Origin of the sequence: uncultured Methanobrevibacter sp. (assembly GCF_934746965.1) — an archaeon.
Classification (GTDB): domain Archaea; phylum Methanobacteriota; class Methanobacteria; order Methanobacteriales; family Methanobacteriaceae; genus Methanocatella.
In genome coordinates this window covers 156,726-177,429 of record NZ_CAKVFS010000004.1, presented here as the reverse complement: position 1 = coordinate 177,429, position 20,704 = coordinate 156,726, and the positions used below count along the sequence as shown (strand labels likewise).

General features: G+C 25.2%; 17 protein-coding genes and 1 tRNA gene. 6 read left to right on the top strand and 12 right to left on the bottom strand.

Annotation, left to right across the window (positions count from 1 at the left end; genetic code table 11):
• Positions 1 to 429 precede the first annotated feature (429 nt).
• From Q0984_RS04585 to Q0984_RS04575, 3 genes are read left to right on the top strand one after another with little or no spacing between them, the layout of a single operon-like run.
• Positions 430 to 1,644, top strand: a complete 1,215-nt coding sequence (locus Q0984_RS04585; protein WP_299524223.1) for an aldo/keto reductase — start codon at positions 430 to 432, stop codon at positions 1,642 to 1,644.
• A gap of 25 nt (positions 1,645 to 1,669) precedes the next feature.
• Positions 1,670 to 1,879 (top strand): TIGR04165 family Cys-rich peptide, encoded by a 210-nt coding sequence (locus Q0984_RS04580; RefSeq protein WP_299524220.1) that lies wholly within the window; start codon positions 1,670 to 1,672, stop codon positions 1,877 to 1,879.
• Position 1,880: 1 nt separating this feature from the next.
• Positions 1,881 to 3,011, top strand: a complete 1,131-nt coding sequence (locus Q0984_RS04575; protein ID WP_299524217.1) for a TIGR04083 family peptide-modifying radical SAM enzyme — start codon at positions 1,881 to 1,883, stop codon at positions 3,009 to 3,011.
• A 59-nt stretch (positions 3,012 to 3,070) separates the two neighbouring features.
• Here the strand turns inward: Q0984_RS04575 and galU are convergent, their stop codons facing one another.
• The 4 genes from galU to Q0984_RS04555 all read right to left on the bottom strand — a co-directional run bounded on the left by galU (position 3,071) and on the right by Q0984_RS04555 (position 7,109).
• Positions 3,071 to 3,922, bottom strand: coding sequence for a UTP--glucose-1-phosphate uridylyltransferase GalU (gene galU / locus Q0984_RS04570; RefSeq protein ID WP_299524214.1), 852 nt, complete (start codon positions 3,920 to 3,922; stop codon positions 3,071 to 3,073).
• A gap of 77 nt (positions 3,923 to 3,999) precedes the next feature.
• Complete coding sequence (locus tag Q0984_RS04565) at positions 4,000 to 4,305, bottom strand: DUF167 domain-containing protein (RefSeq protein WP_299524212.1); 306 nt, start codon at positions 4,303 to 4,305, stop codon at positions 4,000 to 4,002.
• A gap of 34 nt (positions 4,306 to 4,339) precedes the next feature.
• Positions 4,340 to 4,423 (bottom strand) — tRNA-Leu (locus Q0984_RS04560).
• 94 nt (positions 4,424 to 4,517) lie between these two features.
• Entirely contained in the window at positions 4,518 to 7,109 is a 2,592-nt protein-coding gene (locus Q0984_RS04555; protein WP_299524398.1) for a CDP-glycerol:glycerophosphate glycerophosphotransferase, read from the bottom strand.
• Between the two features lie 126 nt (positions 7,110 to 7,235).
• Between Q0984_RS04555 and Q0984_RS04550 the strand changes: the two genes are divergently transcribed.
• Positions 7,236 to 7,727 carry a hypothetical protein gene (locus Q0984_RS04550; protein ID WP_299524210.1) on the top strand — a complete coding sequence of 164 codons (492 nt, stop codon included), beginning with the start codon at positions 7,236 to 7,238 and terminating at the stop codon, positions 7,725 to 7,727.
• Positions 7,728 to 7,766: 39 nt separating this feature from the next.
• Here Q0984_RS04550 and Q0984_RS04545 read toward each other — a convergent pair whose 3' ends face one another.
• The 7 genes from Q0984_RS04545 to Q0984_RS04515 all read right to left on the bottom strand — a co-directional run bounded on the left by Q0984_RS04545 (position 7,767) and on the right by Q0984_RS04515 (position 18,246).
• The gene (locus Q0984_RS04545; protein WP_299524208.1) at positions 7,767 to 8,579 is read right to left on the bottom strand and encodes a DapH/DapD/GlmU-related protein; all 813 of its coding nucleotides are present in this window, start codon (positions 8,577 to 8,579) and stop codon (positions 7,767 to 7,769) included.
• A gap of 14 nt (positions 8,580 to 8,593) precedes the next feature.
• A complete protein-coding gene (locus Q0984_RS04540) occupies positions 8,594 to 9,199 on the bottom strand; it encodes a methyltransferase domain-containing protein (RefSeq protein WP_299524206.1) in 606 nt (201 codons plus the stop codon).
• 4 nt (positions 9,200 to 9,203) lie between these two features.
• Positions 9,204 to 9,806 (bottom strand): class I SAM-dependent methyltransferase, encoded by a 603-nt coding sequence (locus Q0984_RS04535; protein ID WP_299524203.1) that lies wholly within the window; start codon positions 9,804 to 9,806, stop codon positions 9,204 to 9,206.
• Positions 9,807 to 9,965: 159 nt separating this feature from the next.
• The gene (locus tag Q0984_RS04530) at positions 9,966 to 11,162 is read right to left on the bottom strand and encodes a glycosyltransferase (RefSeq protein WP_299524200.1); all 1,197 of its coding nucleotides are present in this window, start codon (positions 11,160 to 11,162) and stop codon (positions 9,966 to 9,968) included.
• 30 nt (positions 11,163 to 11,192) lie between these two features.
• Entirely contained in the window at positions 11,193 to 13,445 is a 2,253-nt protein-coding gene (locus tag Q0984_RS04525; protein ID WP_299524197.1) for a glycosyltransferase, read from the bottom strand.
• A gap of 99 nt (positions 13,446 to 13,544) precedes the next feature.
• Complete coding sequence (locus tag Q0984_RS04520) at positions 13,545 to 14,612, bottom strand: FkbM family methyltransferase (protein WP_299524194.1); 1,068 nt, start codon at positions 14,610 to 14,612, stop codon at positions 13,545 to 13,547.
• Positions 14,613 to 14,643: 31 nt separating this feature from the next.
• Positions 14,644 to 18,246: a glycosyltransferase gene (locus Q0984_RS04515; RefSeq protein WP_299524192.1), complete on the bottom strand. Its 3,603-nt coding sequence runs from the start codon at positions 18,244 to 18,246 to the stop codon at positions 14,644 to 14,646.
• 91 nt (positions 18,247 to 18,337) lie between these two features.
• On the opposite strand from Q0984_RS04515, the gene Q0984_RS04510 reads away from it, so the two are divergent.
• Entirely contained in the window at positions 18,338 to 19,117 is a 780-nt protein-coding gene (locus tag Q0984_RS04510; protein ID WP_299524191.1) for an ABC transporter permease, read from the top strand.
• A gap of 13 nt (positions 19,118 to 19,130) precedes the next feature.
• On the top strand, positions 19,131 to 20,246 hold the full coding sequence (locus tag Q0984_RS04505; RefSeq protein WP_299524188.1) for an ABC transporter ATP-binding protein: 1,116 nt from the start codon (positions 19,131 to 19,133) through the stop codon (positions 20,244 to 20,246).
• Here the strand turns inward: Q0984_RS04505 and Q0984_RS04500 are convergent, their stop codons facing one another.
• The gene (locus tag Q0984_RS04500; protein ID WP_299524185.1) at positions 20,247 to 20,657 is read right to left on the bottom strand and encodes a DUF371 domain-containing protein; all 411 of its coding nucleotides are present in this window, start codon (positions 20,655 to 20,657) and stop codon (positions 20,247 to 20,249) included.
• Positions 20,658 to 20,704 lie beyond the last annotated feature (47 nt).

The window sequence follows — 20,704 nt, the reverse complement described above, 5'->3', positions numbered from 1 at the left end:
TATGCATTCTTTTAAAGAATTTCTGTAATGTTAATGGATTATAAGCATTTTTAATATACCTAAATAACATATTAATCTATAAAAACTCCAAATATTCACCAAAATAATTAATAATAATCCAAAAAAACATGATCAATATGCAACTTCAACTGTGAAAAATTATAGGATTTCAACATAGTTCCTATCGATTTAATTTCACATTAATTACTCTTTTTTATATCTAATAGTATGTGCCAAAATATATCTTCCAAATAAAATTAATCTTTTATTTTTAAAATAAAGATTTATTAAGTTTTTTTAAAAATATTTTTTGTATTTTATCGCACACCATTACATTTAAATCTATTAAATAAGTTTTTTGCATTATTTGACTTATACAACATTAAATTTTCTAAACATATTTATCATGTTTATTTACTAATTATTACTATGAAAAACCGAATCATCAAAAAAACACAAGAAAAAATCTCACCTATAGGTTTTGGAGCTATGAGATTACCTTCCAAAAATGGTAAAATCAATTACCTTGAAGCTGAAAAATTAATACACCATGCAATAGATAATGGAATAAATATAATAGATACTGCAGCCATTTATAATAATGGAGAAAGTGAAAAAGTTATTGGAAAAGCTCTAAAAGGAAACTATAAAAACAAAGTTAAAATTTCTACAAAATTACCTGCAATGAATATTAAAAAATATGAAGATATGGAAAAAATTCTTAATAAACAATTAGAAAGACTGCAAATTGACTGTATTGATTATTATTTCCTACACAATATTGATTTAAAAGGAATGAACCGCTTACTTAAAAAAGATGTGTTTAAATTTATATCAAAAGCGAAAAAGGAAGGAAAAATAAAATATATTGGTTTTTCATATCATGGCCCAACAGAAGAATTCCCTTTATTAATTGATGCTTATGATTGGGATATGGTAATGATTCAATATAATTACTTTGATAATCATGTGCAAGCAGATATTGAATGTATACATCATGCAGCTTCAAAAGGAATGGGTATTTTTGTAATGGAACCATTAAAAGGAGGGATTTTAGCTGGAAAAATGCCTGAAGAAGTAGAAAACATGTTTAAAAAAGCCAATCCAAATAAAACAAATGCTGAATGGAGTTTATCATGGATTTTAAACCATCCTGAGATAACATGTGTACTTTCAGGAATGAATACTATCCCACAAATTGATGAAAATATAAAAATTGGAAATAATCTAAAACCTAATTCAATGACTTTAGAAGAATTAGAAACTATAAATTATGCAAAAAGAGCTTTAAAAGAATTACTTAAAATTAACTGTACTAGCTGCGGATATTGCTTACCTTGTCCTAAAGGAGTAAATATTCCAGAATGTATAAAAATATACAATGAAAAATATCTATTTAATCAAAAAGGTATATTAAATCAAAGTTTGATTGATTATTATATGACTGTTAGTGGAATTATGATAAATAAATCTAATGCTGGTTTATGCAATAGTTGTGGAAAATGTTTAAGAAAATGTCCACAGCACTTAGATATCCCAAAAGAACTTGATAAAGTTAAAAAAGAATTTGAGGGTCATTTCTTTAAATTAAAAGTATTATTTATAAAAAATATAGGTATTAAATTATATCAGAAATTTTTTTAAACAATGAAATAAAAAAGTGATAAATATGAAACTCGAAGAATTATTAGCTCCATGTCCAAAATGTGGTTCTAAAGATAAAAATGTGCATAGAAAAATGTTAGACAATCATAGAGCGCATGCAGAGTTAGATACTGTAAAATGTGAAGATTGCGGTTATATTTTCTTTGTAAACGATAATATAAAAGAAGATGAAAAAAAAGAACTTTTAAAAGAATTAAATAAATATTACGGATAAGATGACTTTTCATGTAATGATAATCCCAACTTTAGGCTGTCAATGTAATTGTAAATATTGTTGGGGTTCTGAATCAACAAAAGAAATAATGGATGTTGGACTTATCGACGACATCATAACCTGGTTAGATGATTTTAGAGATGATAAAGTTCACTTTACATTTCATGGTGGAGAACCTCTTCTTGCAGGTTATGATTTCTATGCTGAAGCCTTAGAAAAATTATCCAAAATACATAATGTAGAAGGATTTTCACTTCAAAGTAATATTTGGCTACTTTCAGATGAACTAATTGATTTATTCTTAAAATATAATGTTGTTGTAAGTACTAGTATTGATGGACCTGAAGAAATTAATGATTATCAAAGAGCTGAAGGTTATTTTAAAAAAACAATGTCCCGATACCAAAGAGCAAAAGAAAAAGGATTGAATATTAATTTTGTTTTAACTGTAACACAATACTCTAAAGAATATAGTGATGAATTATATGAATTCTTTAAATCAAACGGAATGAACTTAAAAATTCATGCAGCTCTCCCATCATTACGTGGAGATAATGCAGACCCTTGGGCACTTGACCAAGAAGAACACGGAAAGCTTTTAATTAACTGGTTAGATAAGTATCTTTATGATTTAGATAAATTTAGTATAATGGATTTAGACCATATTGCTAAAAGTACATTTAGACGAAGAGGAACATTATGTACATTTGCTGACTGCATTGGTACAACACTAGCTATTGGTGCTGATGGATCAATTTATCCATGTTATCGTTTTGTAGGAATGGATGAATATATTCTAGGCAATGTTAAAACAAATCCAAGCTTTGAAGAACTAAAACAATCAACAGCCTGGGCAAAACTTCAAGAATTTAGAAAATATGTTGATGAAAATTGTAATAAATGCAAATATGTGAAATATTGTGAAGGTGGATGCCCTTATAATGCTATTGTAGCTCATAAAACACCAAAATCTGTTGATCCACAATGCACTGCATATAAAATGATTTTTGGTGAAGTTTCCAAAAGACTTAATAAAGAATTTGCAAAAAATGCATTTGGTGGATTTTCTGGACCTACTGTTAAAAACAAAAAAGAAGCATTTAGTATTATGGATCTTATGATGAAACCATAATACTCCTATTTTTCATGAAATTAGAAAGAAAATTAAAAAAATTTAAAATAGATACTTTTTTAATATGTTGATATCATTTCTTTCATGTAACCTATTAAATCGTTTTTAGATTCTTCATCATCCATTGCAAACTCTATTGATGTTTTTAACCATTCTAAACGATTTCCTATATCATAAGTTTTTCCTTCAAATGTGTTTCCATAAATTTTATCTAATTTAGCTAATGCATCTGTAAGTTGAATTTCTCCACCTACTCCAGCTTCTGTATCTTTGATTTTATCAAAAATATCTGGAGTAAGCACATATCTTCCCATAATAGCTAAATTAGATGGTGCTTGTTCAACTGGTGGTTTTTCAACAAGTTCATCAATTTTATAAACATCTTGTTCTATTTCAGAACCTTTAATTATACCATATCTTTCCACTTTTTCTTTAGGCACTTTTTCAAGAGAAATAGCTGATGCTTCATATTTATTGTAAATATCTATTAATTGTTTAGTACATGGAGTGTTCCCTTTTGTTATTGTATCTCCAAGCATTACTGCAAATGGCTCATCTCCAACATGTTTTTTAGCACAATAAATTGCATCACCAAGACCATTTTGCTCTTTTTGACGAATATAACATATATCTGCTAAATCTGTAATATCTTGAACTTGTTTTAAATATTTAGTTTTACCTGCTTGTTCTAAAGTATATTCTAATTCAAATGATTTATCAAAATGATCTTCAATAGATCTTTTATTTTTACCAGTTACAATTAAAATATCATCAATACCTGAAGCCACAGCTTCTTCAATAACATACTGAATAGTCGGTTTATCAAAAACAGGTAACATTTCTTTAGGTTGAGCCTTAGTAGCTGGTAAAAACCTAGTACCAAAACCAGCTGCTGGAATTACTGCTTTCATTAATTATCACCATATTAATTTAATTAATAATAATTTATGTTTTAATTGGTTAAATAGTTAATTATTTTTTACATATTTTATAAAAAGGAAGTTAATTTTTCTAACACATACTCAATATCAACATCATGCACCATGACTGTTTTTTGTGAAGATTTTTCACCTTTTGAAATATTTACATTACAATTAAAAAGTTTAGATAATTCTTTTACAATTTCTTTATTAGCTCTACCTTTTTGAGGAACCTGCTTAATACGTACCTCAAATCTGTTTCTCCATTCATTAAAACCTGAAATTTGAAATTTATTAGAATTTGGAGAAACTTCAATATCTATAAAAACATTATTACCCTCACAAGAAATCGCATTTAAATATTTGTTAGACATAATAATCAAGAAAAAAATAGTTTAATTAAATAAGTGCGGGAGACGGGACTTGAACCCGCGAAGGGACTAACCCAATAGGCCCTCAACCTATCGCCTTTGACCACTCGACCACCCCCGCATTAAACATAACAAAAGTAGTTATTAAAAGATGTGTTTTTCAAAGTATATAAACTTAACGATTTTTATTATAAAAAATAAATAATTTTTCAAGTTTAATAATCATGATCCATTTTTTTAATAGCTTCATAAACTCTTTTACAATTGTTTTTATCATCAAACTCAAAGAAATCATTGACTCTTTCAATATACTGTTCTTTCATTTTACAACCATTTTCAATATATTCTATTATTAAGTCAACTAAGTCATCATGATTTGTTATAACTTCTCCAAAACCCATAGTTTCATAATTAAAATAACTTTCTTCAATATCAAAGTGATAATCTAAAGCATACTGATAATATATAACTGGTTTTTTCAGATAAGCAAAATCAAAAGCTATTGATGAATAATCGGTTATAATCAATGAAGCATGTGTGAAAATATTATTATAACTATTAGCTGTTGAATCAATTGTAACATAATCATTAGTTTCAAACAATTCAATAAACCTATAAACATTTGGATGAGGTTTAAAAATTAATTTATAACCACTTTTTTTACAATAATCAATCAAACGAGAATCATTAATTAAATCATTATAAACTTTAAAATAATTTGATTTTAAAATCTTTTCTTTTGTTGAATGATGAAAATATCTTCTCCAAGAAGGCATGATAACAATTTCTTTATAATCTTCTCTTTTTTCAAGAGCATCATATCTTGGAAAACCTAACAATTGTGGTACATTTTCATGATAATTATAATCATACTTAAAAAAAGAAGCTTTCTCTAATTTTGAAGCAGTTACAATTAATGAAATATTTTTATCTGCTTTATTAAGCCACATTGAAATATTATCTTTAGTAATACCATGCTGTAAAAATATCAATTGAAATCTAACTAAACCTGATAAAAAAGGATAATTTCCCCAAAATGGATAAACTAAACCATTATCTGGATGAGAAGATATAACTTTTTCAGCAAATAATGCATAAATCCTATGCTTAATAGAACCATATTCAATTGTTTTTCCAATCTTAGAAATATCATTAAATGCAAAATTATCTTTATTTAAAACAAAAATCTTATTAATATCATCATCCACAGTCACAGCATACTTAAAAAGATTAATACCATTATCATCAGCTAAATATGGTAAATCCATGAAAATCCATATTCTTTTAGAATGCATAAATGGATATATTATAAAGTAAATTATTCTAAATAAGACTCCAGTTTTCCAACCCTGTTTAGTTTCTGACAACATTGTAGAAATTGTTGAAAACTCATTTTTTAATACTCTTGCAAAATTTCTTGGTTTAACAGTGATTACACTCCCATCAACTTTACTAACATGATTTCTTGAAAGTAAATATTTAGAAGTGTTTGAAAGTCTACATGGCCTATTAAACTCAATTATTAAATCTTTAAAATTATCTATATCTGTTTTAAATTCTATTTTAAGATTTTTTGAAGTAATTGGAATATAAACTTCAAAATTATTGTTATACGCATATTGGAAATTTAAAGAATACCTATCCCTTTGAGGATATTTTAATTCATTAGTTTCAATTACATTTCCATTAGCTAAAACAAAAACTTTACCTCTTTCATTGAAAAATGTAGTAAAAAGCCCTGAGACATATATTAAATTTCCTCTTATCTCAAATATATCTATGAAAACTTGATTTAAAGATAAATTATCAATAACTTCATTATATATTTTTTCAACATTTTTATGATTACAATCTCCTAAATAATCTTTACCAAGATATTTTAAAAAGAATACATGTGTTTTAAGTTGGTTTTGGATATTTCTTTGATTATATATCACATCATCATCAATATTTTGTAAAATAAAAATTAAATTAATATAAAGTTCATTAATCTCATCATGAGATAAAATAAAATCAATTTTTTTTATTTTAAACATCCATTGTAAATCATACATTAACACATATTGAATAAATTTTAATACTTCACCAAATCTATCTTTAGAAAGTTTTATTAAATTAAAATGGAAATTTTTAATTCTAGAAGTGTAAAAATCCTTAGTATTGCTTGAAAAATCAAGTAATGAATTTTTAGCTTCAAATTTCCTATAGTAATAAGATCCTTTTTTAACTAACCCTAATCTTAAGTTTTTTAAAAGAACTTGGTTAACAAAAAATGCATCTTCTGCAGTTTGTAATTTTGTATTGAATTTAATATTTTTAATAGCTGATGCTTTAAAAAATGAAGATGGTGCTGATAATTGGATAAATTCTGGTTGTTTTAATAAATCAACAACACACGTTTTCTTAAATTTAAAATTTAAAGGATGATCGCCTTTTTTTGAACCAAAATAATATATTGGAATTGAAACCACATCAATCTCATAATAATATTTTTCAAAAAAGTTATAAACATCTTTAAAAGTATTATAACTTATATAATCATCACTATCTAAAAAATTAACATATTTTCCTTGTACTTCTTTTAATCCTTGATTTCTAGCATAAGCTGGACCAAAAGATGAATCTAATGATACATATTTAATATTTTGAGGATATTTAACTTTATATTTTAGACACATTTCTTCTGTATTATCTGTACTCCCATCATTAACTATAATAATTTGGATATTTTCCTCAAATCCCAAACTTTGATTAATAATAGAGTCAATTGCTTTTTTTAAATACAAATCAGAATTGTGCGCTGCAATTATGACACTAAATAAAAATTTATTATAAATTTTTTAGCCTCCAAAAAATATTAAAATAACCATAAATATATTTAATTAATATATAATATCTTTACACAAGATAATAAACCTTTTGATGGTGAAAATATGAAAAAATTATATTTATTATTAATTCTATTGATTTTATTAATGGCCATAATTAATTTATATAATTATACTGGTTTTGAATTTAATTCAAATAAAATAGAATTTAATGGAGATAAATTCAACTTACCTGAAAATTTCAATATAAGTAATAAAACTAACAACACAATTAGCCTTTACGATAAAAGTGATAATATAACTATAAACATAACTAATCTAAATAATAGTAAAACAATTAAAAGTTATTTCCAAAAAGCTGCAAGTGATAATTTTACAGTAAACAATGAAACTAAAAAAATAGATAACACTGACCTATATATAACTTATCGTGAAACAGATTATACCAATTCAACACAAATATTTTTTGAAAAAAATAATAAAAATTATCGTGTTTGGATATTAAATTATGATAATGATCAAAATGAATACTTCTCAAAGTTAATTAATGACATTGTAACAAGCTTAAAACCAGCTAATCAAGGATACATAGGTTAAAAATAACCTAACTCCTTGAATTTATTTTAAACTATAAAACTACAAAATAGTAAATCTATTTTTTCTTTTGTTATAAACAAATAATTTTTGAATAAAATCCAAAGAATCATCAACATTTAAAGATTTTAATGTTTCATCAATTTTAGGGAAATAAAGAGATTCATTTGGAATAACTTCATACATAAAAACATCACTTACATAATTATTAACATTTTCAGAAGAAGCCTCATTAAAAGCACCTAAATAATCCTTAGTGAAAAAAACATCTTCTTGAACAACACTAACCGGATTGCCACTTAAAAAAGAATTGGAACTAATTTTATAATTAGGAGGAACAAAAGAATTATTATCTATAATAGAACCAGAACCTAAAATAGCACCTGATGAAATATAAGCTAAATGACCTAACCAAACATGATCTCCAATAAGAACAGAACCTGGGAAATTAATTCTTTGCTTAGTTTTAGATGAATATAACGGATAAGCAAAAGAAGTTCTAATATTAGTACCACTTCCAATGTTACAATCATCTCCAATAATTAAATTTTGATGTTCCTGAACATTAATGTTTAATGGAGCAGTCATATTATTATCACGACCAAAAAAGATAACTGAATCATGATAAACCTGCAAATTTAAAGGATATTGTGAATTTGGAGTAGATGAAAGATAAACTAAAGAATTACTACCTTCAAAACGTATAGATGCATTAACTAACTTAACATCACGTTCACAAAAAAATAAATTACCTTTACCTTTAAAAGTAACTTTAGAATTAACAAATTCAGGTTTGCCAACAAAACTATTATTTTCTAAATTTTCAATTTGATCAATATTACTAACAGATTCCATATAAATCACAATAATTATTTCTTAATTGAATCCAAAATATCATCTAATCTATTTTCAAGATTATGCATTCTTTTTTCTAAATTATTTTCACTAGTTGCTAAAGAACCTGTTTTTTTAGCAACAAGACAACAATCACACCAAGGTTTAGCATCATCATTTACAGAAGTATGAAGAACTTCAAAATCAACATATTTAGCTAATGCTCTCATACCATCTTCATAAAAACGATAACAGTCATCATCTGCATCACCATGTTTAGGTCCACCACTAGGAGCAATGATACAACAAAAACCACCAGGTCTCAAAACTCTATCAATTTCAGCCATAGTAAGCCAAAAGAAACCTAAATGCTCAAAAAACTGACCAGAAACAACAACATCATAACAATTATCCTTAACCTCATACCAATTATAAATATCATCTACAACAATATCTACATTATCTCCAGCTTCAAAATCTAAACCTTGATAACTCCAATTAGAATTATTGAAAATAGATTTATAATTATAATTAGTACCACTTGTATCTAAAGAACCAACATCCAATATATCTAAAAAATCATCATCATTAAGATAATTATTTTTAAACCAATTCATTTTATCATGACTAGATTTATGCATACAATCACCTATTTAACTCCTTTAAAATTAAATTAAATTTATCTTCCAAAATATCCATTCTTTCATATAAATTATTTTTAGAATAGTTATTTTTCTTTTTAGCTATTAAAACACCATCATACCATGGATTAGAAATTTCATCATCATTTATATAACATTCCAATACATTTAATCCAGCATAATTTGCTATTGACCTCATGCCCCCTTCTTTAAATCTAAAACAATCATAAGGATTTTTATGAACTGGACCAGAACTAGGTGCAATAATACAACATAAACCACCTGGTTTTAAAATTCTTTCTATTTCTTTAATTGCTTTCCAGAAAAACTCCATATGTTCAAAAGCTTGACCAGAAACAACAACATCAAAAGAATTATCCTCAATTTCAATCCAATTATAAATATCAGAAACAACTAAATCTACATTAGGACCTTTTTGAATATCCATACCTACATATTCCCAATTATCTTCTTTTAAAAATCTCCCATAATTATAAGAAGTATCACTAGAATCATAAGACCCTATATCTAAAATCTTTAACTGTTTCTTATTATCCAAATATTTATTTTTAAATAATTCCATTGATTGAAACGAACTTTTATGCATAATATCCCCTTTTAACATTAATTCTAATTATGATAAAAATATAATAATATATTTAAATTAATTTTTATTAAAACATTACATCATTTAAAAAAAAAATTATTATTTATAATTACTCTCACTAAACTATTAATACTCAAATACTCATATTTATTAAATCTATCAAAATAACAAATCATTATAGACATCTAAATATTCACCAGACATTTCTAAAGTTGTTTTAAAAGAAATATTTTTAATATTTTCCTGAACTTTAGTATATTCCTCTTTATCTTCAGCAATATTTATTATCTTATCATAAGCTTTTTTAGGATTAGAAATATCTATTAACCAACCGCCTTTTTCTTTTATAATTCTATCTTGTATGACTCCAATATTACTTCCAATAACTGGAATTCCACAACTCCATGCCTCAGTTAATGTATGGCAAAATGTTTCTGGCCAAATTGAAAATATTCCTATAAATGAAGGTTTTATTTCTTCAATTTTTTTAAAAAATTCATCTCTTTCAAATGTTCCATGATTTATACCATAATTTTCAATACCATCATGACAATTACCTAAAAAATGAAACTCTAAACGATTATTTTTATCTTCTTTTTTAATACTTTTAATTAACTCAGAACCTTTCATGATATTAAGATGATTAGCAGGACATACTATTTTAATAGGTTTATTTTCACAAGGAATTTCATTACAACCCTTACTAAATTTTAAAAAGTCCCTACCATGTTCAATAACTTTAAAGTGTTCTTCGTTCATGTTTGGATAAATTTTTAAAAAAAGATTTTTTACAATGCTAGATGTTGTAACAAAATAATCAACATATTGAAACATTTCAAATACATTTTTTCTCCATAACTCAATTAATTTCTTAGAATTAATATCATCTAAAGATTTTAATGGATTATAACAGTTATCCAAATTATTATTACACACTCCTCCACAATAATCATTATTTTCATTTAATAAAACATAAAATGGACATATAAAATAAAAATCATGAAAAGATAAAACTACAGGAATGTCTAATTTTTTAGCAATTTTAGGCAAATCAAAACTATGATTAATCAAATGTCTCACATGAATAATATCAATATGATATTCATTTAAAATATCAAAATAAATATATGAAAGCCAATTATTATGAAAATCTTTTGCAGACCACATATATTTTCTTTCATATTCTTTAATTAGAACTAATTTATCATTAACATAATGATAAAATTTTAAAACATCAACTTCAGCAGTTAATAAAAATACATCAAAATTATAATTAACATTTTTCATCAAATCTTTATTTGTAAGAAATGTACCTCCAGTAACTCCAGAATGCAAAACATATAATATTTTTTTCATAATACCACCATTATCAAATTAAAAAAATATTCATTTAAAAATCTTTAAAAATTTATTAAAAATATTTTTATCATGTAATTCTTTATATTCTAAGAATAAATTTTTAAATGAATTCATTTTATAATTTAACTCATTATTTTCTATCTTTTCATGCAATAATTCTTTTTTAAGCATTTCTATTTTTAAATATGAATCTTCAAGTGTTTCTTCTAAAACATCAAGTTTATTTTCTATATCAATAACGAATTTTTCAAAATCATTATTATCATATGCATTATTATCCTCCCCCACACAACCATCATTTTTTAGAAGTTCAAATATAGAAAATTGATCTTTTTGAAGAAGTGAATTAAATAAAAGCTTATTTTTAAATTCCCTTGGAGTTAAATTATAATAATTTCCTTTTTCAGTAAACCAATAGAATAATGGTAAAATATCATTTAATTCATTTTCACTTAAATTACTTTTAAAAAATTGAGATAAAAAGAAATTTAAATTACCTTCTAACCTATATTTAAAGTAATATTCTTTATCAATACTGTCAAAAATATCCAATAAATATTTTTCAGCAGATAAACCTTCCATCAAATAATTAAATGAGACATTATTAGTAGTTGATTTTTTATTTAAATCATGATAACAAATTAAAGAATTATTTAAATAATAGATTCCTTTTGAATTTAATAAAAATTTAAACAAAAATATTGCATCTTCACCTAAAATTGGAGGAAATAATATATTATTTTCAACAACAACACTTTTTTTAAATAATTTTGTCCAAATAGATGGTGCTGGAAATGCAACTAACCTTTCATTATCCAAAATAGATTTAAAATAACCATTTTTTTCATTAGGATAATAAACATCAAATAATTTCCCATCAGTAATCGTACTATAAGTTCCAAATACCAAATCACAATTATTATTTATTATATAACCATATAACTCTTCTAAAGCATCATGTTTAAAAAAATCATCATGGTCTAAAAACATGATATAATCTGCAGATGATTCTTTTATACCTATATTTCTTGGAATTCCTGAAGCTCCAGTATTTGAATTAAAATAAATTACTTTAACATTATCTAATTTAGAATATTGATTAATAATTTCAATAGTTTCATTGTTAGAACAATCATCAACAATTACAACTTCAATATTTTCAAAACCAATAGTTTGATTTTCTATAGAATTCATAGTTCTATGAAGAATATTGCCAGTATTATATGTTGGAATAATCACACTAAGTTTATAATTTTTTTTAACTGAATCAATAACATCATATTCTAAATTAAAAAGCTTAAATTTAGTTATAAAATCTATATAATCTTCAGACTCCAAACTTATCTTAAAAATTTTTTTAAATTCATCATTTAAATTATTTCTAAAATCTTCTTTAAGTTCATTGAAACCTTTATAATTAGATTTAATTATCGAAAAAAACTCGTTTTTAAGATATAATGGAGATTTCAAAAACCAATCCATAATCATTTCAAAAGTATGATTAATTACTTCTTTTTTTAAAATTTCATATTTATTTAATTCAATAAAAATATCCAATATTTTATTAGTAATTTCAACAATGTCAAATGTTTTTTTATTAAAAACTTGAGTTATAGAGTTTCCATGTCTTCTGCGATAATAAAAATGTTTCTTAATAAAACCTAATTTATTAGCATGAAAAAAAGCATTATAAAAAAAAACATTATCTTCAAAAATCAAATCAATTGGAAAGTGAATATTATTATCTTTTAAAAAACTGGTTTTATATAATTTAGAAATAGGACAAACAGGTATTTTAAATAAATCATCCTCACATTCTTCAGGTGTGAAAATTGTGCCATCATACTTTCTAAGACATTCATGATTGTATAACTCTGTTTCAACTAGGTTACCTGAAGAATTTATATAATTAATTATCTGAAAGAATAACATATCTACTTTCCCATTATTAACAATAAATTCATGTAATATTTCATAAAAGTTTAAATCAACCCAATCATCAGCATCAATAAAACTAACATAGTTCCCATTCACTTCATCCAATGCAATATTTCTTGCATATCCAGAACCATGATTCTCTATATTGATTATTTTAATTCTAGCATCTTTTTTAGAATATTCCTTAAGAATATCTAAAGTACCATCAGTAGATCCATCATTTACACAAATAATCTCCAAATTTGTGAATGATTGATTTATAATAGAATCCAAACATTTATCTAAATATTTTTCAGCATTAAAAATTGGAATAATAACTGAAATTTCAACATTCTCATTCATAACTTGTATTCTCCATTTTACAATATACTAATCAAATCAGCCAAATAAAGGAGATATTTATAAACCCAAAACTCCTCACATATAATATTAATTAAATTATTAATGATTTTTATTATTTATTTTACATTTTAAAACTGTATCTGCAACAAATGTCCATGGTTGTTCTTTAACAATTTCAAATTCATAACCTAAATCTAATTCTTCAATCCATGGTTTTATTTCAAAGAAATCTTCAACACCATGATAAATACTAATAAAAAGAACTGGTTTTTGACTTTTAATAGTTTCAACTGCACCATTTAATAAATTTTTTTCAGCACCTTCAACATCTACTGTAATTAAACCAACATCCAATTTATTTTCACTAACAAAAGAATCGATAGTAGTTTCTTCAACAACTAACTCCTGATCATAATTTCTTAATTCAGAATCAAAAGTTATTCCTTGAAAATTATTTTTTGATAAAAATAATTTTCTTTTTCCATTAATATCACCTAAAGACTTATTAACAGGACAAATATTATTTTTTTCATTAATTTTAATATTTTTAACCATCAATTCAAAAGAGTCTTCAAAAGGTTCGAAAGCATAAACTTGATTCTCAGTTATTTCAGAAAGAGGAATTGCAGTATCTCCTGTAAATGCACCTGCATCAATAATATCCTTATTTTTAAGAAATTCTTTTTCATCATCAGTTAAATTTAAATCAATGAATCCATGTAAATTATAATCTCCTTCAAATGTATATTTCCCTATTTTATTGTCTTTTACATTATTTTTTTCAAATTTTACCCAATTTTTTTGATTTAATAACTCAGAATCTGAAAATAAACTTTCTTTCCCATTGAAATTAACTATCAAAACCCTTAAAAGTAACCATTTAAAATAATCTTTTGATTCTTTAGGTAAATTTTTAACCATTTTTTGAAATTTTTCTTCAAAATCATCACTAAAATAATAATCTATAAATTCATGACTACAGAAACTAGAAGCATTTTTTTCATTAGATCTTATATAACGAAGATTATGATACTTATTATTTACAGAAATCAATTCATTTTTCAATTTATTATTCTCTTGATTTAATTTCTCAATTTCTTTTTTAAGACTAATATTCTCATTTTTTAATGTTTTTTTGTTTTTGAATAGTTTATTTTTAAGTGTCATGATTTTTATCCCTCCCTTTAATTTGTTTTAGTTAGTTTTTTTGGATCCAGTTGTAGACTCTTGTGGAGTTTTTCTTGTCTGTGTATTTGTAAAAATCATCAACTCTTTGATTATAAACTTCTTTCATACTACAATCAGTATCTATATATGATTTAATTAAATTTATTAAATCAGTTTCATTTTTAATAACTTCTCCAAAACCCATGGTTTCATAATCAAAATAACTTTCAGACAAATCAAAATTATAATCATCAGAATACTGATAATAAACAACAGGCTTTTTAAGATAAGCAAAATCAAAAGCAACAGAAGAATAATCAGTCACAAGCAACATAGACTCATTAAACAAACAATTATACGTTTTTTCATCTTCTACAATAATATCATCATTTAAATCAAACAAATCAATAAACTTAAACAAATTCGGATGAGGCCTAAAAACAAGCCTATAACCATTACTCTTACAATACTCAATCAATTCTTTATTATTTAATAAACTGTTTAATCCTTTGAAGTATTTTGATTTTTTAAGACGGAATTCATTTTTTTGAATATCCTCCCTCCAAGAAGGCATAATCAAAATCTGCTTTTTAACATCCTTATTTTCCAACTTATCAAAACGAGGAAAACCCAAAGTCTGAACAACCTCATCTGGATAATTATAATCTTTTCCTAAAAATGATTCACGTTCAATATCAGAAACTGTTAAAATCAAAGACAAATCCTTATCATATTTACGAATCCATTTAGAAATATTATCCTTTGTAACACCATGCTGTAAAAAATACTTATCACAAGTAATCAAACCACTATACAAATCACCATTCTTACCATAAAAAGGATTTAAAATATTCTCATCAGGATGTGAAGAAATTATCTTATCTGCAAACAAATAAACCAACCTCTGCTTCACAGAATAAAAAGGTAAAACATTACCATAATCCCTCTTCAAACGACCATAATCCTTACTATCCCCGGAAACTGTGAAATACTTCTTAACATTATCATTTATAGATGATGCATATTTAAATAAATGTTCAGCATTATCATCAGCTGCTGTACGTCTATCCATAAACAACCAAATCTCCTTATTTCTTAAAAAAGGATACAACAAAACATAAACCAACCTAAAACACAAAGCAGAAGTAAAATAAGGCCCTTTATCATGATATATCTTCATCAAACAAGCATACTCCAATTTCAACATTTTAAAAAATGAATAACTACTTACATAAAACCTATTATCCTTAAAAACAACAATATCATCATTTTTAACCATGTAATTACTACTAAAAGACAATCTCGCATGCTTTTCAAAAGTTATAGGCAAATCAAAAGACCCCTCACTATTCAAAGCACAAATCTTCAACTCCTCATCCCTAACCATATCTAATGGTATTTCCAAATCAAAATCATAAGGATATTTAAATTCAATTGATAAAAACTTCAAAGGTTTACGTGTAGGATAAACAAACCTTTCTGCAATAAACTCCTCACCCTGACATAATGCTTTTATCTTAATATCATCTGGATTAAAATTACTCATTAAAAGACCAGAAATACACAAACAACCATTATTTTTTAAATTAACAATATCAATATAAAACCTATGAATTCCTAACCTATCATCCATTTCCAAATCTTTAATAGTATACTCATTTAAATCAGATTTCTTAATAGCCAATAAAAAATCACGAACATTACCATCCAATTTCTTATAAGACCCTATAATACCCTCATCCAAATAAGATAAAACATCAATAAAATACCTCCAAAATACTTGTATTTCATTTTTGTTTAAAATTGATTCAAGATCTTCTACTTTCACCATCCATTGAATATCATAAACTAAAACATATTGAATAAAATCCAAAACCTCCCCACATTCTTTAATAGAATAGTTTATAAGTTCTTTGAAATAATATTTTAATCTATCTGTGAAGAATCCTTTCTTTTTTTTAGAATTATCAATAGTAGAAGACTCATCAAAACGCTTACGATACAAATAATTAGCATTATTATTTTTAACCACACCTAACTTAGGATTATTAACAAGAATCTTATTAATAAACACCGCATCCTCAGAATTAACCAAACACTCATCAAACTCCAAACCTTTAATCGCACACCTACGTACAAAAGCTGATGAAGCTGAAAGCTGAGGATAATTAGGCTCACTTAAAAGATCAATCACCCTTTCACGACTATACTTATAATTAAGAATATGCGAACCTTCCTGATTATCAAAAAAAGTAATCGGAACAGACACAACATCCACACCAGAATCCTCATTACAGCATATGAAATCATAAACCGCCTGAAGAGTACCTGGAGACAACTTATCATCACTATCCATAAAATTCACAAAAGAACCACGAACATGCTTTAAACCCAGATTACGCGCACTCGCCTGCCCACCATTCTTTTTAGACAAAACTTTAATATTATCCGGATACCTAACTTGATACTCCTGCGCTACTTTAAGAGAATCATCCGTACTTCCATCATCCACAATAATAAGCTCCACATTATGCTCAAAACCAAAACTCTGAACCGTCAAAGAATCAATAGCATCAACCAAATAATCTTCATTATTATAAACAGCCATAACAATAGAAAAAATCTTACATGAATCAGACTCCTCAAACTCCTCAAGATCACTGGCATTTAAAACCTTAAGAGCCCTTGATTTTATCTTAGAATCCAAATCATCCACACTCAAAGTAACCTCATTACTAGTATTATTTGTGTTTAGTATTGTGTTAAAATCTTTTTTCATCAAATTAAAAAAGTTCTCACGATACACTGGTGCAGTTTGGGTAAAACGCCACAAAATAAGATGAATAAAACGATTATACACCTGCTTTTTATACAAAGCCAAATAACCCGTATCCACCAACAACTCACGAATCAAACCAAAAATATGAATAACATCACTATAATCTTTATCAGAGTCATTAGAAACTGTTGATCCCACCCTATTTGTCCTATAATAATACAAATTCTCATTAACTAATGATATACGCCTAGCTTTAAGATAAACCTCATAAAAAAAGACCTCATCTTCAAAAATATATTTATCTGGAAATCGGATACTGTTTTCCTGAATAAAAGAATTTCTATATAATTTATTATATGGAGTTACTGAGATTAAATGAGTGAATTTCTTTGTATCCTTATTATTAAATATATCTTTTTTAAAACCATTAAAACACTTAAGTGAATAATACCATAAATTATCATCAATTTCATGAGTCACATTATCAAATGAAGAAACTTTACACATGACTAAATCTAAATTTTGATTAACAGCTTTATTATAAAGTTTTTCTAACATAGTTTTATCAATAAAATCATCAGAATCAACAAAAGCAATGAATTCTCCCCTTGCATTATCAATTCCTACATTACGTGCAGTTCCTTGACCTTCATTTTCTTTAGAAATTATCTTGATTCTTTCATCTTTCCTAGCATAATCTTCCAAAATACCTAAAGAACCATCAGTTGACCCATCATCAACACAAATCACTTCAATATCCCTTAATGACTGATTCAAAACACTATCCAAAGAACAATGCAAATAATCCTCAACATTAAACACAGGAACTATAACAGAAATCTTAACCTTCGACATAATTATCAGTAACCTATATAACATTATTCAACAATAAATAATATTTAACTATATATGTTAATTACAATTATAAATATTTTGTGTGAAAATCATGTTTAAAGAAATGATTAAAAAAAATACTAGTGAGCATTTTCTACTTAAGCAATTAGTTAAAAAAAATTTCACAGCTAAATATAAAGATTCAATACTTGGAATTTTATGGAGTTTTATCAATCCATTATTAACTATGCTTTTATTAACTGCTATTTTTTCAACAATATTTTCCGGAAATATAGCAAATTATCCTGTTTATTTCTTAACAGGACGTTGTTTATTTGACTTTTTTAGTTCAGGGACAAAAATAGCTATGAATTCTATTAAAAGTAATAGTGGTATTTTAAAAAGAATATTTGTTCCAAGATATATTTTTGCTTTTGGAGGAGTATGTTCCGAGTTTATTAATTTTATAATTTCGTTAATAATACTTGTTGCTGTAATGTATTTAACTGGACTTCCTTTAACTTTAATGTCCTTAGCAGCTATTGTTCCTATGGCAATATTATTCATAATGATATTGGGAATTGGATTAATATTATCTATTGTATGTACTTACTTTAGAGATATTGAATATCTTTATAATATTTTCACAATGTTATTAATGTATGCATCTGCTTTGTTTTACCCTGCTGAAATCATTCCAGAAGCATTAAGACAATATCTTTATTTAAATCCATTATTCTTATTAATTGATCAATTTAGAGATATTTTAATGTATCATACATTACCAAACATTATGAGTGTTATAAATACTGGATTATTCTCCCTTATTGTATTAATTAGTGGAATTATAATATTTACAAAATATCAAAAGAAAATTACATTAGAATTATAATAGGTTGTTTATAATGAAAAAAAAGAATTTAAAATTTAAAAGTAACATTGATATAGATTCTAATTCAGTTAGAAATAATCAAATTAGAAATCAGGAAAATACTCAATATAATCCAAATTATCAAAATGATAATCATAGAAAACAACCAAAAGAAATTATTTTTAATTCACAAGAAAACTATGAAATACCTAATATTTCAATGGAACCAAGAACTGTGAATTCAAAACCTCAATTAGATGAAAATAAAAAAGAGGAAATTCCTATTAAAACAAATATTGATGAAAATAAAAATTATGAAAAAGAACATCAAGATGTTGATAATTTAATTTCACAGTTTGTTCCAGAATACCAGGAAAATATTGCAATTGAGCTTAAAGATGTTTCTTTAAGCTTTAAAATTTCTAATGATAAAATTGATAACTTAAAAGAATATGTAATTCGTACTATTAAAAGAAATAAAGAGAAAAGTAAAAAATTTAAAGCTCTTGACAAAGTTTCTTTTAAAATTTATCAAGGAGAAAAAGTTGGTGTAATTGGGTTTAATGGTGCTGGAAAAAGTACATTACTTAAAATCGTGTCTGGAGTTTACGACTGTGATGAAGGAGAAGTACATACTAATGGAATAATAGCTCCTTTACTCTCATTAGGTGCTGGTTTTGATTATAATTACTCTGGAAGAGACAATATTTATTTGAATGGTGCGATTCTAGGATACACTGAAGATTTCTTAAAATCAAAATATGATGAAATTGTTGAGTTTTCAGAGCTTCAAGAATTCATTAATTTTCCCGTGAAAAATTATTCTTCAGGTATGCTTGCAAAACTTGGTTTTTCAATAGCTACTGTTGTAAATCCTGATATTTTAATAATTGATGAAATTTTATCTGTTGGAGATGTTAAATTTCAGAAAAAAAGTAATGATAAAATTAAATCATTAATGGGATCTGGTACTACTGTTTTACTTGTATCACATTCAATTCAACAGATTAGAAATCTTTGTGATAAAGCATTGTGGATTAATAAAGGTAAAGTTGTAGCTTTTGATGAAGTAAATAAAGTTTGTGATGCTTATCTTAAAGCTGCTGAAAATGCAAGTAAAGATCAACTTAAAAACATTAAGTTAAATTAATCAAACTTTTATAATAACTTCCATTACTTTTTCATTTTTTAAATCATCTACTAATTTTTCATCAAGGTCACAAGCTGCTTTATTTGCATTTATCATTAAAGTACGTGGACATGTATAATCACTTTTTCTACAAACGATATCTGTTGGATGGCTTAAAGTTAAATTTTCATGGCCAAATCCGGTAATTTCATCATATCCATTTTCAGTACTTAATATAACTGTTATTTTTGTATTTTTATTAGCTATTTTTGACTTAAAATCATCACTAAAATCATTCATTGAATTATCCATATTTACTCCAATAATACAATCTGCTGTTGGACCAATTTCAGGGTCTTTAGTTATTTCAAAAGTAGATTTGTGATGTGAAGAAACATTTTTATGTCCTTTTGTTTTAATTTTAAAAATCATAATTATAAATTTAGATTCAAAAATTAATAAATATTTTCAGCAATTTC